Origin of the sequence: Formosa undariae (assembly GCF_042427615.1) — a bacterium.
Taxonomy (GTDB): domain Bacteria; phylum Bacteroidota; class Bacteroidia; order Flavobacteriales; family Flavobacteriaceae; genus Formosa; species Formosa undariae.
This window is the reverse complement of the sequence record NZ_JBHMEZ010000012.1, coordinates 280,759-297,060: the sequence shown is the minus strand read 5'-3', so window position 1 is coordinate 297,060 and position 16,302 is coordinate 280,759. Positions and strand designations below refer to the sequence as shown.

General features: G+C 33.4%; 17 protein-coding genes. 6 read left to right on the top strand and 11 right to left on the bottom strand.

Annotated elements, in window-relative coordinates; all coding sequences use genetic code 11:
- Positions 1–55 precede the first annotated feature (55 nt).
- The 6 genes from ACFFVB_RS12375 to ACFFVB_RS12350 are packed head-to-tail and all read left to right on the top strand — an operon-like array spanning position 56 to position 4,166.
- Positions 56–661: an SMI1/KNR4 family protein gene (locus tag ACFFVB_RS12375; RefSeq protein WP_382383194.1), complete on the top strand. Its 606-nt coding sequence runs from the start codon at positions 56–58 to the stop codon at positions 659–661.
- A gap of 24 nt (positions 662–685) precedes the next feature.
- A complete protein-coding gene (locus tag ACFFVB_RS12370) occupies positions 686–1,141 on the top strand; it encodes a hypothetical protein (protein WP_382383192.1) in 456 nt (151 codons plus the stop codon).
- A complete protein-coding gene (locus tag ACFFVB_RS12365; RefSeq protein WP_382383191.1) occupies positions 1,141–2,364 on the top strand; it encodes a hypothetical protein in 1,224 nt (407 codons plus the stop codon). Before ACFFVB_RS12370 ends, ACFFVB_RS12365 begins: the two co-directional genes overlap by 1 nt.
- A gap of 17 nt (positions 2,365–2,381) precedes the next feature.
- The gene (locus tag ACFFVB_RS12360) at positions 2,382–3,170 is read left to right on the top strand and encodes an alpha-ketoglutarate-dependent dioxygenase AlkB (RefSeq protein ID WP_382383189.1); all 789 of its coding nucleotides are present in this window, start codon (positions 2,382–2,384) and stop codon (positions 3,168–3,170) included.
- Between the two features lie 35 nt (positions 3,171–3,205).
- Positions 3,206–3,715, top strand: coding sequence for an endonuclease V (locus tag ACFFVB_RS12355; RefSeq protein ID WP_382383187.1), 510 nt, complete (start codon positions 3,206–3,208; stop codon positions 3,713–3,715).
- 19 nt (positions 3,716–3,734) lie between these two features.
- Positions 3,735–4,166, top strand: coding sequence for a hypothetical protein (locus ACFFVB_RS12350; RefSeq protein ID WP_382383186.1), 432 nt, complete (start codon positions 3,735–3,737; stop codon positions 4,164–4,166).
- Positions 4,167–4,246: 80 nt separating this feature from the next.
- Here the strand turns inward: ACFFVB_RS12350 and ACFFVB_RS12345 are convergent, their stop codons facing one another.
- The 11 genes from ACFFVB_RS12345 to ACFFVB_RS12295 form a co-directional block, all read right to left on the bottom strand.
- A complete protein-coding gene (locus ACFFVB_RS12345) occupies positions 4,247–5,017 on the bottom strand; it encodes a hypothetical protein (RefSeq protein WP_382383185.1) in 771 nt (256 codons plus the stop codon).
- Between the two features lie 53 nt (positions 5,018–5,070).
- Entirely contained in the window at positions 5,071–5,445 is a 375-nt protein-coding gene (locus ACFFVB_RS12340; protein WP_382383183.1) for a hypothetical protein, read from the bottom strand.
- Between the two features lie 92 nt (positions 5,446–5,537).
- Positions 5,538–6,161, bottom strand: a complete 624-nt coding sequence (locus ACFFVB_RS12335) for a hypothetical protein (protein ID WP_382383181.1) — start codon at positions 6,159–6,161, stop codon at positions 5,538–5,540.
- 182 nt (positions 6,162–6,343) lie between these two features.
- On the bottom strand, positions 6,344–6,979 hold the full coding sequence (locus ACFFVB_RS12330; protein WP_382383180.1) for a DUF1444 family protein: 636 nt from the start codon (positions 6,977–6,979) through the stop codon (positions 6,344–6,346).
- Positions 6,980–7,162: 183 nt separating this feature from the next.
- On the bottom strand, positions 7,163–7,777 hold the full coding sequence (locus ACFFVB_RS12325) for a DUF1444 domain-containing protein (protein WP_382383179.1): 615 nt from the start codon (positions 7,775–7,777) through the stop codon (positions 7,163–7,165).
- A gap of 177 nt (positions 7,778–7,954) precedes the next feature.
- Positions 7,955–8,656 carry a hypothetical protein gene (locus ACFFVB_RS12320; protein ID WP_382383177.1) on the bottom strand — a complete coding sequence of 234 codons (702 nt, stop codon included), beginning with the start codon at positions 8,654–8,656 and terminating at the stop codon, positions 7,955–7,957.
- Positions 8,657–8,743: 87 nt separating this feature from the next.
- Positions 8,744–9,361 (bottom strand): DUF1444 domain-containing protein, encoded by a 618-nt coding sequence (locus tag ACFFVB_RS12315; RefSeq protein ID WP_382383176.1) that lies wholly within the window; start codon positions 9,359–9,361, stop codon positions 8,744–8,746.
- A gap of 191 nt (positions 9,362–9,552) precedes the next feature.
- Positions 9,553–10,284 carry an SIMPL domain-containing protein gene (locus ACFFVB_RS12310; protein ID WP_382383175.1) on the bottom strand — a complete coding sequence of 244 codons (732 nt, stop codon included), beginning with the start codon at positions 10,282–10,284 and terminating at the stop codon, positions 9,553–9,555.
- Positions 10,285–10,309: 25 nt separating this feature from the next.
- Positions 10,310–10,654, bottom strand: coding sequence for a hypothetical protein (locus ACFFVB_RS12305; RefSeq protein ID WP_382383174.1), 345 nt, complete (start codon positions 10,652–10,654; stop codon positions 10,310–10,312).
- A gap of 7 nt (positions 10,655–10,661) precedes the next feature.
- The gene (locus ACFFVB_RS12300; protein WP_382383173.1) at positions 10,662–11,075 is read right to left on the bottom strand and encodes a hypothetical protein; all 414 of its coding nucleotides are present in this window, start codon (positions 11,073–11,075) and stop codon (positions 10,662–10,664) included.
- A gap of 124 nt (positions 11,076–11,199) precedes the next feature.
- Positions 11,200–16,200, bottom strand: coding sequence for a DUF4132 domain-containing protein (locus tag ACFFVB_RS12295; protein ID WP_382383172.1), 5,001 nt, complete (start codon positions 16,198–16,200; stop codon positions 11,200–11,202).
- Positions 16,201–16,302 lie beyond the last annotated feature (102 nt).

The following is a 16,302-nucleotide window of genomic DNA, read 5'->3' as shown; positions in this document are numbered from 1 at the left end:
TATAACTACACAATGAATTCTGATACTTTAGAATTTATAACTGAAAAACGAATGCATGAACAACATCGCAGCTACATACATTTCAGGACTTAAAAGCGCCTATTATAATGCTAAAGGCAAAGACATTTGGGATCATTTTGAAAATATAAAACACGGTGCATCTCAAGATAATATTGATGAACTTAAAGCCGATTGTCCTGCTATTCCTAAGGCGTTAATTAATTTATTACAATATGTAGATGGCACGTATTGGAGAACCTATGGCGATGAAGACATTGCGTTTACACTATTGGGTTCTGATTTATCTAAACGTCAATATTACTTATTATCGTCTCAACAAATCTTAGAAAATAAAGAGGATGCCCCATATAATTATCAAGACTATTTAGATGGAGAATATAATGGCGTAGACATAGATGAAAAAATATTAAAACATGCAAAAGATCTTCATTGGCTTCATTTTGCAGATTGTACAAATAACGGCGGAACTTCTCAACTTTATATAGATTATAGTCCTTCAGAGAAAGGAATAAAAGGACAGATAGTAAGATTTCTTCACGATCCCAATGAATTTGAAGTGATTGCAGATAGTTTTGAAGCCTATTTACAAATGCTGATTGCTAATGAATTTTCTTTTATAAGAGAAGGCTATTTAGAATAGAATAATTTTTAAGTAAGTCATAAAATGAATTTAGAAAACACCATTACACTAATTAAAAACTTCAACGTCAATGACGATATGGAGGATTATGAAGTTAGTGAATTTTTTGATGCTATTGGCGATGAATTAGAAGATGTAAATAGTTTTACAGATTCACAAAAGCAACAACTTATTCAAACACTTTTTAATTTCTTAAAACGTCAAGATTCTGAATTAGAAGAAGATTTTTCATTTATCCATTTTATAGAAGCTATTGATCAACCCGATTACAATATTTATAATGCTGAATTACTGAAGTTTAATACCGGAAATGGAACCATTACCTCTACATTGTTATTGAATAGATTCATCAATGCTTTAGAAGGAGAAGAACATAAAAAATACATCGGTTTATTAAAATCGATTTCTGAGAGTAGGAATTATACCGATTTAGTGAGAGCTGAAGCATTAAGTTATTATGAACATCAAAGGGAAAAATAATGAATACAGAAAACGCACTCTCAAAAACTAAAAATATTTTACTTAATTTAAGTACTTCAGAGACTAAATCAGAAGCATTAGATTACTTGTTAGCCAACTTTAACGGATGTGTAGTAAAACGTTTTTCTGATATTGAAAACACAGAAAAATCAATCCGAATTTTTGCTCTAGGAGATATAAGTTTGTTAGACGCTAAATCTGAAGACGTTTTCATTATCAAAGAATTTTCTTCTAATTACGAAAATCTTACAACGCCAAACTTAAAAGTGATTACTGAAGGGCAAGTTCCTGTAAATATACAAAATGCAGGTGTGTTTTATCGTCAGTTTTTTGAAGACGAGAATTACTTTTCTAAAATAGAGACAGAGCATCAATTTCAACATTTAACTGAATCGACCAAACAATCTGTAGCTTTAAGAAAAGGCATTTATTTAAGTGAAATTACCAAGGAAAAATCAAAAAAAAATGAAGAGCAACTTCATTTTAAATTATTAAGATGTTCTACCAACTTAACAGGGCCAACAGATAATTTTAGAGCCACAGATACGTATATAGTCAACAAAATTAATGAAGCGGTAAAATTTGATTTTGAAAAAGAGACCGAATTAAACCACGTATTAGCTCAGATTTACGAGAATAAAAAGAAAGATAAAGACCATCCTAAAGATGTAAAAGCCAAAATAAAAGCACATTCAGATAAAACCAAGGATATGCCAAAAGAAGGTTTAATTGCCTTCTGTACGTTTTATGATACAACTAATTTTGATAAATTGAGTCCTTCTAAAACGAATAAGTTTGATAGAGTTTATGGCAAATCTAGCGGATTAAGTCGCTTACTTTTCAAACTTAAATCGTCTGTAAACGATGCTACTTTAGTTAAAGAATTTTCGGTGACTTTATATCCAAATTCGGTGTTTATTATTCCGTTATCGACCAATCGTTTGTACACGCACGAGATAAGACCATCGGTTTTAGATATCGATTTAATTCCGATTAGAATGGGGTATGTCATACGCTGTTCTAATCTAGAAGCTACTTATACAAACGGCCAAACTTATATTAATAATGAAGACGAACGTATTAAGTTAGAACCAATGGTTACCGAAAATCTAGAAGATTTAAGAACGTCTTATTACGAAGAAAACAAGACCGTAAAACGTGTAGATTATGGTAAAGTTCATTTTAGTATGAATACTGGAGATTATAAAAAACCAATCTATTAATTTGAAAGTATAATCTTATGAGTAATCATCCATTTTATAAAACGACACTTCTTTTAGAAACCAATTTTTTTGAATCTTTATCAAAAGAAATTGTCTTTGAAACTTTAGGAAAAGGACGTTTTGGGAATACTATAATAAAGTGCTTAGATAAAGGTATTCCTGTAGTAAGAACAACAACGAAGTTTAGTATTCCTGCTCATTATTTTACTGTACCTCATCTTAATATTTTAAACCATATTAATAAGACTTTAGAACAAGAAAATCAACCAAAAACAGCTTTTAACTGTGGTCTTATTGAGATATATGACGAGAATTACACAAAAATGGGTTACCATTCAGATTTAAGTTTAGATCTAAAAACGGACTCTTATATTGGTCTGTTTTCGTGTTATAAACATCCTGAAACGCTTACGGATACAAGTATTCGTATTCTCAGAATTAAAGATAAATCTACCGAAGAAGAATTTGATATCGCATTAACACACAATTCTTTTGTTTTATTTTCTGTGGAAATGAATGCTAAATATTCGCATAAAATCATTTTAGAAAACCCAAACCGTGAAGCGTTAAAATTAGCCGATAATAAATGGCTTGGTATCACTTTTAGAACCTCTAAAACCTTCGTGAAATTCAATAATGATATCCCATCTTTTAAAGATGGTACGTTTATCGAATTAGCTAATGAAGTACAAGAAATAGCCTTTTACAAATTGCGAGGTGAAGAAAATAGAAGTTTAAACTTTACATATCCAGAAATAAAATATACGCTTAGTAAAGCAGATTTTATCGTTCCTAAATTAAATTAGAACGATACATACAATAACAAAAAAACACAACAATTATGATACTTGCTTTTGATACTTATTATTACGACGGAAAAGCCAAAACAATTGCGGTAAGCTTTAATGATTGGGAAGATGAAGCACCAACGCAAATTTACACCGATATTATAGAGGGTGTTGCCGAATACGAACCTGGTTCGTTTTACAAACGCGAATTACCGTGTGTTTTGAGTTTACTAAAACAAGTGAATTTAGATGAGGTAGAATTAATTATTGTAGATGGATATGTGATTCTAGAAGAAAAACACTTGGGTTTAGGTGGCTATTTGTACCAAGCTTTAGACCATGAAATTCCGATTGTTGGTATCGCAAAATCTGAGTTTGTGTCTAAAACAGCTGTGTTTAAAGAAGTGTTTCGTGGCGAAAGTAAAAAACCATTGTATGTCACCTCTATTGGTACGGATAGAGATGAAGTTTGTAACGCCATACAGCGTATGCACGGTAAATACCGAATGCCAACATTACTACAGATTGTGGATACTAAAACAAAAGAAAATACTAAGAACTAATACTTTAAAAATTGCAACTATGAATGACCATTTAATTATAACATCTGTAGATGAACTAAAACCGATGTTTAGAAAAAATTACAGAGAATTTATTGCAGAAAAACCAAGGACTGTTGTTTTTGAGGAAGAGGAATTTAAGTTATATAATTTTGAAAAGATGATGGAGCTTACCAACATAGATGGAATGGAAGTCAGTAAGATTCACGCATTAAATCCGTATGTTAAAACGTTAAGTGAATTTATGAATCCGTCATTTAAAGATTTAGATGGGTACAAGTGGAGTTTAGAAAAATTAGCTTTAGGTAAAGCTATTGGTGCTAATTCTGAAGGTGATTTATTGTTTTTTGGTTGCTATGATAATACTAAAGTACATTTATTTCGTCACGATGATGGCAGTATAAAGAGAACTAAATTAACCTTGTTTGAAATTATTAAACAATTTTCTGAGTAAATTTCAGGTATTCATCGTAAATAATAAAAAAGCCCAATTATAAATGTATAATTGGGCTTTTAGTTTTTTTATGACTGAAATTATTCGGTGTATCTTAAAAATAAATGGTTTTTATTTTTAATGATGTCTGCTAATTTTTCAAATTCTGATGTTGTTGTATTATACAGTTTTGCCAAATCAGTAATCAATGCTTTTACTTTATTGTCTTCTAATTTTTCATTTTTAATAAATCCTAAAAAGGAAGCGCCAATTCCAAAAAGTTCAAAATTATAGGTTTCAAATAAGTACTTCGATAGCGCGTAATTTTCAAAAGGACTTAAGTCGGCATCAAAATATCCATTCGGAAATCCTGTAAGTCCTTCGTATGGCTTTTCAACGGGAAGAATTTTCAGTATAATTTGTTGGTCTAAAAAGGCTAATGGAGATTCATTAATGTTTTCTAAATCTAAAACTTCGTCTTCAGAAATGCTTAAGTCTTTTTCACAAACCGTTTTAAAATCAATGCCTTTTGTGTGTTTTAAAAAGTTTTTTCTGATTATGAAATATTCAGATGGTGTAGAGAGATGCCCCAAATGTTCATTATCTTCATCATAACAAGCTTTATCAAGTCCAGTTAAATCATAGCCATCTGTATCCAAAATAAAATTGGAATCACAAGCGTGCCCACTAGTATATTCGGCTTGACCTAAATCATCAAGGGTTAAAATTATAGTCTTGTCAGGATGATTTTGTTTATAGGTTTGATAAACGTCCATAAGTTCTTCATACGACCTTATATTTTCGATTAAGTAACTATCAAACAACATTTCGTGGTAAGGCGAACGATTATTAGTTAATTTTTCTATTTTCATAAGTTTTGTTTTAGGCTATCGGTATTTAGGAGGTCTAAAAATATAATGAGCTATTAAGCCGACATACAGTTAATTGCTTCCATACGTTTTAAAATAATAGGTACATACAAAGCAAACTTAGCATTAAACTCTTCCTGAGTTTTTGCTGTATTTAAGTTTTCACCCATCGATACCCAAGTCACATACAAAGCGTCTTCAATATTAGATTCATCAGTATCTATATTTAAAGCTTTAATAAGATTAAAATTTTCATCTTGACTGTAAAAACCAGACGCTCTAACGATTTCAAAAATGAGTTCAAAGATGCTTCTAGTATCTAAAAGTTCACTGATTTTAACTTCTGCTTCTTTTGAGGCACTTATAGCATCAAAAACATCAACCATTAAATTTTGTACTCTTCCGTTTATACTAAAGTCTAGATTTTTCAATTTTTATTTTTTTAAGTTTTTAAAATAGCTTTACCGTTAGCGCTTGAGAACTAACGGTAAAGAAATATATCAGTTTCAGTGATTTTATAGATTTATAAAGGAATATGTCCTACAATGTCACAGTTTTTTACAGAATATACCAGGTCTGCTATACGCTCGTTAGGGTTCTCGTCATCATTCCAATTGTACTTATGTAGGTAAGCAAACTTATCTTTAGTTTCTTTATCTGCGTGTTGTGAAATAATCATTAACTCGCCATATTTTGAGGTCGACACAAATAAATCTTCTGACTCTAGCATAGCGTGTGCTTTTTGCATTTCTACTTTACTAAAAACACGTTCACTCGCAAAATAAGAATCTACAGAAATAAGGGCTTTATTATTTAAGGCTTCAGCATATTCTAAGGTCGATTCTAAATCGTCTAAGTTTTGATACGCATCATTAAGCAGTGTTGTTCCATCATAAATATCTAAATCCGACATCGTTAAGTACACGTAACCCTCTGGTGTGTCTACACCGTAAACAGCAACTATTTTAGAAGGATCGTTTTCATTATCGCCTTTTATCGCGGTGGTCTGTAGAATTTCACCATCTAAACCGTCCCAAGTTCCTGCTTTTACAATAGGATATACTTTGTATTCGCCTTGGCTTGCTTTTGTTACAATAGCCTGAATTTCTGCTAAATTATCTGTTCTATTAAGTGGATTGACTTTCATCTTATTTGTTTTATTGTTTACCACAAAATTAAGGATGCACATAACGATTTTTATCACTGTATTCAGCCATTTGAGGATTTAGTGGTTTATGTAATGAAGCTAATTTCTTTCAGTTTAATGCATAAAAAAAGGTGTTTACGATTTTGTAAACACCTTTTTTAATAGAGGTGAGTCGTTATGTTTTATTCGTCTTCAGACAAATTATCCAAGGCGATATGTCCCGTAATACGGCCTGCTTTCATGGTAAAAAGAATATTAGCTATAGGCGCGTTTCCGTAGCTATCGTCTTCCCAAGCATCCTTGTGTAAGTTTAAAAAGGTTCCGAGTAAAGCTTCGTCTGAGTCTCTTGAAATCACCATCATACACGAGCGTCTCGGTACAGAAACAAATAATTCGTCGGCTTCTAACATGGCATGAGCTTTTAACATATGTGCTTCATTGAGAATGCGTTCACTAGAAAAATCGTTTCCACTAGAAGTCAGAACCTTATTTTGTAATGCTTCAGAATAGGTGAATTCTGTTTCATAATGTCTTAAGTTTCTAAACGCTTCATTTGTAATTTCATTAGCATCCATGGTTTCTAAATGCTGTTGTGTAAGAAATACAAAATTATCTGGTGTATCCATTCCATAAGCAATAACGACTTTTGGCCCAGCTTCTGTTTGTATTAAATTAGAATTTAATGCTCCAGCTCTTAAACCCACCCAATTTCCTGGTTTTAAAATAGGATAGATTTTTTGATCACTATTTTTAGTCTGTTCAACTATTTTGTCTATTTCTTCTGGAGATTTTTCTTTTCCGTAAAGTGTACCGCTCATAATCTTGTATGTTTATTGATTCGTACAAAATTAGAGAAGCAATTGTTGTTTTTTATCACGGTATTCAGCTATTTCTAAGTGTAATGCATTAGTTATAACATTTAATTATATAGCATTGAAACCATAAAAAAGGCATTCTTAATTTTAAGAATGCCTTTTTTTATCTGTGTTTTTTAAATTGAATTATAATGGAATATGTCCAACAATACTACCATCTTTTACAATAAAAAATGAATTTGTAATAGGTGCATTACCAAAACTATCATCCTCCCAAGTATGGTTATGTAAAAATGCGAATTTATTAATCGTGTCTTCATCTGCTTGTCTTGAAATAATAGTCATACAAGTTCTTCTAGGGATAGATACTAATAATTCTTCCGCGTCTAACATGGCATGTGCTTTTAACATATGTGTTCTAGAAAGAATGGTTTCACTAGAAAAATCGGTTCCGTTAGCACCAACTGCTTTATTATCTAAAGCTTCAACAAATTCTAATCCCGTATCACAGTTTGCTAAATTTTCAAATGCTTCTTGTGTAATTTGTTTAGCATCCATAGTTTCTAAATGTTTTTTAGTTAAAAACACAAAGTTATCTGGCGTATCCATACCATAACCAATCACGACTTCAGCGCCATCTTCGGACGGAATTAAAGTAGAACTCAAAGCGCCTGCTTTTAATCCAACCCAATTACCTGGTTTTAAAATAGGATAGATCTTTTGATCACTATTTTTAGTTTGCTCTATTATTTTTTCTATTTCTTCTTGAGATTTTTCTTTACCGTGAAGTGTACCGCTCATAATGTTGATTTTTTTATTATTTATTACAAAATTAAAGAAGCATCTCAGTTTTTTTATCACGGTTTTCAGCCATTTCTGCATGTCATGGTTTATCTAATTCATCAAAAAAAAGGTGTTCTTATAAATAAGAACACCTTGGTTATTGTTGACAATTAGCGTGTTTTAGACAGAATTTATTTATGGACAGTCTAATGACGCTATTAAAAACTGGCCGTCTTTATTTTCAATAATTGCGATACTACGTGTGATGCCTATGCCTTTAAAAATGTATTGGTTGTCTTTTTTTTCTATAAACTCAGGCATTAAAATAAAATTTCCTTTTGAAGTGATATCAATATTAGGATCATGAACAGGCAATTGATGATAGACTTCATGTAATGTCATATACTTATATAGGTAAGTATTCTCAAAACAATCATTAAAATCTGTATAAGTATGAATGATATGACTATAGGTGGTTATATCTTCCTCAATTTCAAATGGCTTATCGTTACATGTTTCAATTCTCTTATCTGTAGTTTTATTTATCATTTTTCCTTTAAAATCAGGAATAACGACACCATTGTAAATAGGCTCTAATTGAGGTCTAAATGTTGTCAAGTCTGAACTATGAATAAATCCAGAACAGACTTGATTTTTTACTTTAATAAAATTCCCCTGAAGTTGAAAGCCTTCACCAATGTGCAAGGATTGTTTTGTTTCAATAATTTTCTCTGCAACAATTTTCTCTCCAACAGAAATGCGCTTTATTAATTTTGAATCTAACGCAGGTTTTTCATAAAGTTTAGCACCAAAAATATTGATGACAAAGAACGTGTTTTGGGCACTTTTTTCTTTTGAAGAATTACCCGTTGTAGTTTTAAGACCTGCGCTTTTCATTGTTTCAGTGTTTTGAATTGAAGCCTTTTTTATAATTATTTTTTATGAATAAAAGACGTTACTAAATTTACAACATAGCGTTTAGATTTATAGATATACGATACCTTCTCTATTACCACTTTTTACGTATAAAAGTATATTAGCGATATGCGTATTGTCGTTAGTTTTATCGTTCCAATTATGTCTATGCACGTATAAAAACATATCTAAGAGCTCTTTGTCAGAATCTTTAGGAATAATAAGTATATTACCACGTCTAGGTATAGATACAAATAATTCTTCTGACTCTAAAAAATCATGAGCCATACGCATCTGTGTATAACTAAGAGCTCTTTCACTAGAAAATCGAGTTCCATTTGAACTCAACACTTTATTATCAAATTCTTTTTCAAAATTAAATGCTTGTTCAAGCTCGTCTAAGTTGTCGCTAGCTTCTTGATATAAGTTTCTATTTCCAAAGAATTCTTTATGTTTCTTTCCTAGATACACTAAGCCATCTGGCGTTTCTACGGCATAAGATTTAACAACTAAAGGAATATGATCATCATTGTCTTCATAAACTTCTACATTATAGAGCGCACCATTTTTAACACCAGGCCAACTTGCTGGTTGTAGTACAGGATAAAGTTTATATTCTCCATCTACAGCTTTTTGTACGACTTCGTCTATTTCTGCTAAATATTGTTTTTTTTCTTCAGGTGTCATAATTATAATTTTGATGTTTTATTTTAGTCAAATTTACATGGTGATTGTAGGTCATTTATCACCGTATTCAGCCATTTTTAGGTATAATGGATTATGTAGGGAAATGTGATTTTAAAGCATAAAAAAAGGTATTCACAATACGCGAATACCTTTTGGTAGGTGTTGAATAGGAGCGAGGTCCTATAAAATGATTAGTCTACTTTATAAACCAACTTCATGGTGATTGAAGCTGTTTTTTCTCTATTTGCTGTGTTAAAGGTTCCTCCCCAAGAATAATCTTCTCCAGAATTTTGACCTGTAATTTGAAAGATTCCCATTTTAGCCGATTCTAAATCACTTAACTCTCCACCAGAAAATTTAGCGATATTTTCGGCACGTAATCTCGCATCTTCTGTAGCTTTAGAAATCATTTCAATTTTAAGATCCGCAAGTTTTGTGTAATAATATCGCGGTGCTTGTGAATAAAACTGAACCCCTTGATTTAATAATTCGGTAATTTCTCTAGAGACTTTTTCTATTTTATCCACGTCTTTAGATTCTATTTCTATAGACTGCGTAAGTTCGTAACCTACAAATTCTTCACCTGCATAATCACCCGTATAAGAGTATAATTGTTTGGTTTTCTGATGTGTTGAAACCGCGCTGTAAACCAATTCTTCTGGCTTAATACCTTTCTTTGTTAAGTAATTATTTATAGTCGATTTCTTTTGTTCTAAAGAGATGTAAGCTTGCTGTAAATCTATATTTACGGAACTAAAACTTCCTTCCCAAACAATTAAATCTGATGAGAAATCTGTTTTTCCTAGACCAGTCACTTCAATTTCTCCATCGACTTTATTTCTGTCTGTATATGCTTTTCCTAAGAAAATTGAAGATGCAACGATTGCAATTCCAAAAATAATGGCACTTGTGTAATGTTTCATGATTTGTGTTTTTTAATAGTTTGTTTTATTTATTGTGTTTGGAAAAATCTTTATTTAAAATTAATGTTTTAATTTCTATCGTTTTATGATTACTAATTTGAAAGGTGCCTTGTCCGGAAACTAGTTTAGAAAACATGGTATTATCGTCTCCAAACGACAGACCTACTTCCACATCAAATTCGAAATTAGCGTGTTGAAATGTAAATGTTTCATCATCGCGATTTACTGTAATGTCTTCCGGTTTCAAGGTCACGTTCCATAAGCTTGAGGCATAATTCCCGTAATTCGTATTTGCCAATAAGTTTGACCATACGGCATGTTGTTCGGTAATACAATCTGCTAATTGCGTTTGTAGGTTTTCGAGTTTCATATTATTACTACCAATACGTGCCCACTAAAAACGTCATTCTTATAAAGGCAATGACACTTTCTGACGTTAAATCTAAAGGCGCTTTTAAATCGGTGATTTCTTCATCGTTTACAAAAACTACGAAAAGACCATCTTTAAAAGCGAGTAAAACATTGTCTATGGCTTTTTGCAGATTGGCTAAATCGGTGTTATTGATGTCTCCAAAATCGACTTTACCACTTTGGGCTTGTTCTTCTATTTCGGCAGGGCTTAAAAATCCGATTACATTAACTTCTGTTCGTTTTTTATTAAAGGCTTCGACTTGATTTTTTACACAACCGATTAATAATTCTTCTAAATTCTTCGGATGTTCTTCTAGTGTAAACGGGACTTCTTTTACTTTTTTCTTCCCGAGTCTTTTTAGTTGTAATGTCAGTTCCATGTTATGCTGAATCTTTTTTTCTGCGTTAGGGATTGTCGTGGAAAGCCCACAGTGCGCTAGCACGAGGACTTGCAACAGAAAGCCCGACCTCGCCTAAGCGAGGTAACGCCCTAATAATTTAATGTTAACTGTTTATCTGTGCTAATATTGTTGGATCTTGGATTTTATTATCTTCTGAAAGTAATTTCATTTTAGAAATAATTTCTGCCGATTTTGGGTCCTCGTCTACGAAAGGCAAGAACATACGTCCGCGATGCTGACTATGCACTGGAATGATGGATAACGAGAGTCCGTTTTTACTCACCTGACCACTTCCTAAATGAATGCTATACTCGCCTAAAGTCCCTTTTATAAAGATATGACGCTCTTTTACCGTGATGTTTTTAAGTTTGAATAACAGGGCAGACGCTTCGGCCAATGCACCACGCATTTCCATGGTACTGTGACTCGCTTCCGGATCGACACCACCAACGTGAGCAACACTTACCACAAGGTCGATATCGCGCATGATTTCGCTAAATACTACTGGCGGAATCTCTGTAAGCGGAATTCTTTTATACGTATCTATGGCATGGAAACAGATATCTTCTAGCGTTGGCGCTTCGGCTTCAGACGGCGAATACCAATCTGCCATGGCGTACATGGTGGCTATAAATCCGCGTTTATGATACACTTTCTGTAAACCGTCTTCCATGCTCACCGTCCAACCACGACCGCGTAAAAGTGCTACGGTTTTTTTAGGCTGAATTTGGTGCCCTTGGTAACGTTCGGAACGGTTGCTGTGTTCGCGCTCGTCATTAGTGATTAAATATAACTCTCTAAATACTTGTTTAAATGGTTGCGTAATGCGCTCTGCAAATACATGTTTTTGGTACAGATCCCATTCTACCGCTTGGTATAAATGTGAAGCATGTGCAATACGTAACACATCGTCTTCGGATAATGGATGCGTTTTTCCTGAAGCATCTGTTAATGTTCCTTCGTTATAAAACCCTGTAATTTCTCTTTCTGGAACGTACATTACTAACTTGCTCAACATCACTTTTACAATAGGATGTTGCATCATATTATGAATTTCTTTTGCCGTAAATTCATCTTCGTTAACCATCGCATTTTCTAGCGAAACACGCGTTCTGCTGTATTGTCTAGACAAGTACGTTTTGTGCTCTTTTAAAGCGATAACTTGTTTGTCTTTACTCAGTTTGGCAGGAATATTTTTTAGTGATTTCCCTGCTTTGGTAACTTTAATATCTGTTTTACCAAGATCGTTAATCACGAGTTCAATTTCTGTTTCTTCTATGTTAATGACGGCTTGCTCCATAATGGCCTGTGTGGCTTTGGCTTCCATAGCCCAACTGAAACGTACACGGTCTTGATAGCCCGCATTTCGTGATAAATTATCTAACGCAATACCTACTGCAATGGCTTCACTTTCTTGACGTTGTTGTCCGAATTGCTTGCTCTCTTTTAAGAAATCTTGCAAGAGGTTGTAACGTTTTAGAACATCTTTTTCGGGTATGGTTTTACTTAACGGAATTAATCCTAAGGCACGCACATAATCCTTATCGCGTTTGTCTTTAATTTTCTTCAGCGTTTCAGTGATTTTCACTTCACCCAACATGACGCTAGAATACAATTTGACTTGGCGATGTCCGTTTCCATCGGTGATGTATTTGGCGGCGTCGTGTAGTAATTTCCAATTTGATTTCCCTATAGTTTTATACACTTTATTAAACCAATCGATATCTATGGCACCAATGGCAAAATCACTTTTCGAAATGTTAGAATAACGCGAAATAATAGTTTCTTTTTCGCTATTCATATAGTCTGAAGCATGCGCTTGAAACCACCAAACGGCAGCGTCTAAATTTTCTAAACCTAAATATTCACCAACAAAGGCCGTCCATTGTGTCGCATAACAGGCGAGTTCTATAAGTCGTTTTTTTGTAACATTAGAAGCATCAGCACGCGCGGCGAAATCGGCATAACTTTCGGTCTCATTAAAAGTTGTTTTCTTTAAAATGCCGCTAAAAATTGTTTTTTTACTATCGCCGTAATAACTGTAGCCACGTTCAAAATTATCTTTTCCTAAACGTTCTAAAATTCGAAACACATAATCGATACCTTCTACTTTGTGAATAGCACTGATATATTCCGTCGCAGGCGTCGCTAAATCGCCACGTTCTAATTCTGTTTCTAATAAATTAGTTTTTAATGTCGCAAACACATGCTTAGGTACGGAGTCTCTTTTTATGAATTTAAAATTCATTCTGTAATTAAAACCACCATCAATAATGGTCATTAATTGTTTGTCGCATAACGCTTGAAAACGTAAATCGTCATCGTTAATTAACCCTGCTTGGTAAAGTCTTAAATTAAGCCCAACACTAGGGAATGGAACAATTCCTGGTCTACTGAATTGTTTTGTCATCACTTTTACATCGGTCTCTACATCGGGGTGTGAAATATCTTGAGCGACTAAATACATAAACAGTCCCCAATAGCGCTGAATTTCGTCATCTGACAGATAGGATAAGTTACTATGACTTAAGCTTGGAGCCAGTGGTAAAATGATGTTTGCCCAATTATAAGTGACGGTTTCGTAACGATATCGTGAGGATTGAAATTGAAGTAACTTGAGTTTTTCAGGGAAATTGGCAATCATATCTTCTAAAATATCTAATTTAAAAGCTGCAATTGTTTTTTCTTCAGAATAGACTTTAAATAAACGACTTAAAATAGTTACATACTCATTTGATGTACTGTAATAGGCTTGTTTTTCGCCTAAGTTTAATCCGTTTAAATCGGGATAATAGTGTCTGCCAAAAGGCTCTAGTTCTTTATACTCGCCAAATGGAGCATCGCGATTATTAATGTATCGAATGGCGGCATACATTTCGAAATCATTTAATTCACTTTTTTCATACCAAGCAATCCAAACGGTTGCTAACGGGATATTATGTAAAAGTGCTTCTGCAGTAGCATCGTCTCCTAATTTTTTAATATCACGAATGCCTTTTTCTATGTAAGTGGTTGCGATTTCACCACCATAAACTTCTGATTGGTATTCATAGTGTTTATTTTCGGCAACAAGTGCAATTAATTGATTGACTTGCGTGATGATTTTCTTGGCATCAATAAAATCCTTGAATTTAAATTTTGAAGATTCCGACATGGAAATCCCTAATTTATCAAAGAAATTCGTCTTGGTTTCAAAACGTGTTTTTGGGATGTATAATGGCGTTAAATTTTCGTAATCGATAGCACCAAAACCATTACTAAAGTTGAATTCTTCTGCACTATCCGAAAATTTATCTAAATAAACTTGTTCGTTTTTAGTGATTTTAGGACGCTTGTTATAGTCACGAATATGCGCTTCAATAAAATCAGGTTGTCTGTTGGCATCGTGTAACAGGGTTAATACTTCTAAACCTGCTAAACGCTGGTCAATATTTTTGGCAGTCACTAAATTTGTGGTACGCGTTCGTAGTCGGTCTAACGGTAATTCGACCAATAACTGAATTAATGAGGTACGTAAATCTTTATGTTTTCGTCTTAATAAATCTTCTGCAATGTCTAAATCGGCTTCATAAAGATGCATCTTATTAAACAAATTCAATCCCGTTGCCATAACAAGCTCATTCCGGTTGTAAATGGCTTTTCTTGCTAAAGCTCTTTTCCAAGAGTATTGGTCGTAATTTAACTGTTCTTTTTTCTTTGCATTTTGCTGGTAATTATAAAGCGAATAACTGTAATCTTTAGGGAATACTTTACGGATGTAACTTTCTCTAAATTCGGTTGGCAAGGCTTCTAAATCGTTAGCCATCAACTCTAATTGTTGTTCTGTGGCGCCATTTATTAAAAACTGATAGAAGTAATAAGACGATGGTGTAAAACTCCACCAAGAGAATATTTTACTCTCGAAAGTTTTTCCTTTTTCATCGGCCGATTTTGCTACGGAAAATAAGCGTTCAAACGTTTCATTATCTAATGTAGTAGGCGGTAAGTTTACAGCCATCCAATGGTCTAATGCATAATCTTTACCTAGTTCTTTTTTGAAATAATCGACCAGTCCATCGTTTGTTCTTTCGGTAAGATGTACAAAGTATAAAGCTAAAATCTTCTTGTTTCTATCTTCGGAATTGTACACTAAATCTAAGGCTGTAATGTTGGCTTTATCGACATCTAAAATTGCGATAGACCATAAGGCAACTAAAACCTCCAAATTATCTTTGCTTTGAAGCAGTGTTTGGACGTCTTTTAAATTCAGAATTAAAGATTGTGCCAATTCTAGCACGCGGTTAATCACCGATTTTTTAGGCGTTTCCCATTTTAAGCCAAACCACGTACTCACTGCGCGCGTCACACTACTAAAACGGGTCAGGTCGTTTTCTAAAACGACGTTAATCATATATTTTAAAGCACCAAGACCAGCTTCGTCTAAAGACTCTAAAATGGTTTGACGTAAACCTTCTTGACGTTGGGCCGCGAGTAATAATTTGGCAACCATCTCCCAATGTTTTTCGTCTTCAGAGAGTAATAAGGCTTTGATAATATCTGCACTTACACCACCAATTTCATCTTCAGCTTGCAGAATGTCGTCTAATAATTCATCAAACATCCCACCGCCATTATGTAATAAAGTGGCTAAGAAATAGCTATTCGCATTCGGGTAATACGTACTGTATTGAAACTGTTCTTGGAGCGTTAATTCGCCGTATCCCATACGACTGTAATGTAAAAATCGGGTAAAGAAATTTAATTTATTAATTAAAATATCTTCGGTTGGTGTCGACCTAAATGCTTTCCTATCATAATCTTTTTGATACGGTACTGTGTTTATAAAATCCCACATATCTGCTAAATATGGCGCCTGTATAATACCGTATAATTGCATGCCCAAACGCATTCCTTCTTCGGTTCTCCACGGATTTACGGTAATGGCGTCTTCAAACACGTTCATAAAGTCAGTTGCATTATAATATACGCGTCGGTCTTTTTCTACAGCACCTAAAATCTTTCCTAAGACGCGATAAGGTTCCGAAAATAAACGAAATTCAAAACGATCTACTTGTGGTTTTTTATGTTGTTGGACGTATTTCTGGGCGTCTTCTATAGGAATCATATCTTGTAATTCTTTTTGTCAGTTATAAATAGAAATCCATCTCATTCTTAAAAAAAATGAGGCAATAATGGGTTGCAAGATAAAAGTAAGATATCGATTTTA

What these genes read in the sequence shown, in the direction of transcription:
- ACFFVB_RS12305 (WP_382383174.1), bottom strand. Translation starts at nt 10,654, where the DNA reads ATGAAACTCGAAAACCTACAAACGCAATTAGCAGATTGTATTACCGAA.
- ACFFVB_RS12360 (WP_382383189.1), top strand. Translation starts at nt 2,382, where the DNA reads ATGAGTAATCATCCATTTTATAAAACGACACTTCTTTTAGAAACCAAT.
- ACFFVB_RS12350 (WP_382383186.1), top strand. Translation starts at nt 3,735, where the DNA reads ATGAATGACCATTTAATTATAACATCTGTAGATGAACTAAAACCGATG.
- ACFFVB_RS12320 (WP_382383177.1), bottom strand. Translation starts at nt 8,656, where the DNA reads ATGAAAAGCGCAGGTCTTAAAACTACAACGGGTAATTCTTCAAAAGAA.
- ACFFVB_RS12295 (WP_382383172.1), bottom strand. Translation starts at nt 16,200, where the DNA reads ATGATTCCTATAGAAGACGCCCAGAAATACGTCCAACAACATAAAAAA.
- ACFFVB_RS12345 (WP_382383185.1), bottom strand. Translation starts at nt 5,017, where the DNA reads ATGAAAATAGAAAAATTAACTAATAATCGTTCGCCTTACCACGAAATG.
- ACFFVB_RS12335 (WP_382383181.1), bottom strand. Translation starts at nt 6,161, where the DNA reads ATGAAAGTCAATCCACTTAATAGAACAGATAATTTAGCAGAAATTCAG.
- ACFFVB_RS12325 (WP_382383179.1), bottom strand. Translation starts at nt 7,777, where the DNA reads ATGAGCGGTACACTTCACGGTAAAGAAAAATCTCAAGAAGAAATAGAA.
- ACFFVB_RS12355 (WP_382383187.1), top strand. Translation starts at nt 3,206, where the DNA reads ATGATACTTGCTTTTGATACTTATTATTACGACGGAAAAGCCAAAACA.
- ACFFVB_RS12370 (WP_382383192.1), top strand. Translation starts at nt 686, where the DNA reads ATGAATTTAGAAAACACCATTACACTAATTAAAAACTTCAACGTCAAT.
- ACFFVB_RS12375 (WP_382383194.1), top strand. Translation starts at nt 56, where the DNA reads ATGAACAACATCGCAGCTACATACATTTCAGGACTTAAAAGCGCCTAT.
- ACFFVB_RS12315 (WP_382383176.1), bottom strand. Translation starts at nt 9,361, where the DNA reads ATGACACCTGAAGAAAAAAAACAATATTTAGCAGAAATAGACGAAGTC.
- ACFFVB_RS12310 (WP_382383175.1), bottom strand. Translation starts at nt 10,284, where the DNA reads ATGAAACATTACACAAGTGCCATTATTTTTGGAATTGCAATCGTTGCA.
- ACFFVB_RS12330 (WP_382383180.1), bottom strand. Translation starts at nt 6,979, where the DNA reads ATGAGCGGTACACTTTACGGAAAAGAAAAATCTCCAGAAGAAATAGAC.
- ACFFVB_RS12365 (WP_382383191.1), top strand. Translation starts at nt 1,141, where the DNA reads ATGAATACAGAAAACGCACTCTCAAAAACTAAAAATATTTTACTTAAT.
- ACFFVB_RS12300 (WP_382383173.1), bottom strand. Translation starts at nt 11,075, where the DNA reads ATGGAACTGACATTACAACTAAAAAGACTCGGGAAGAAAAAAGTAAAA.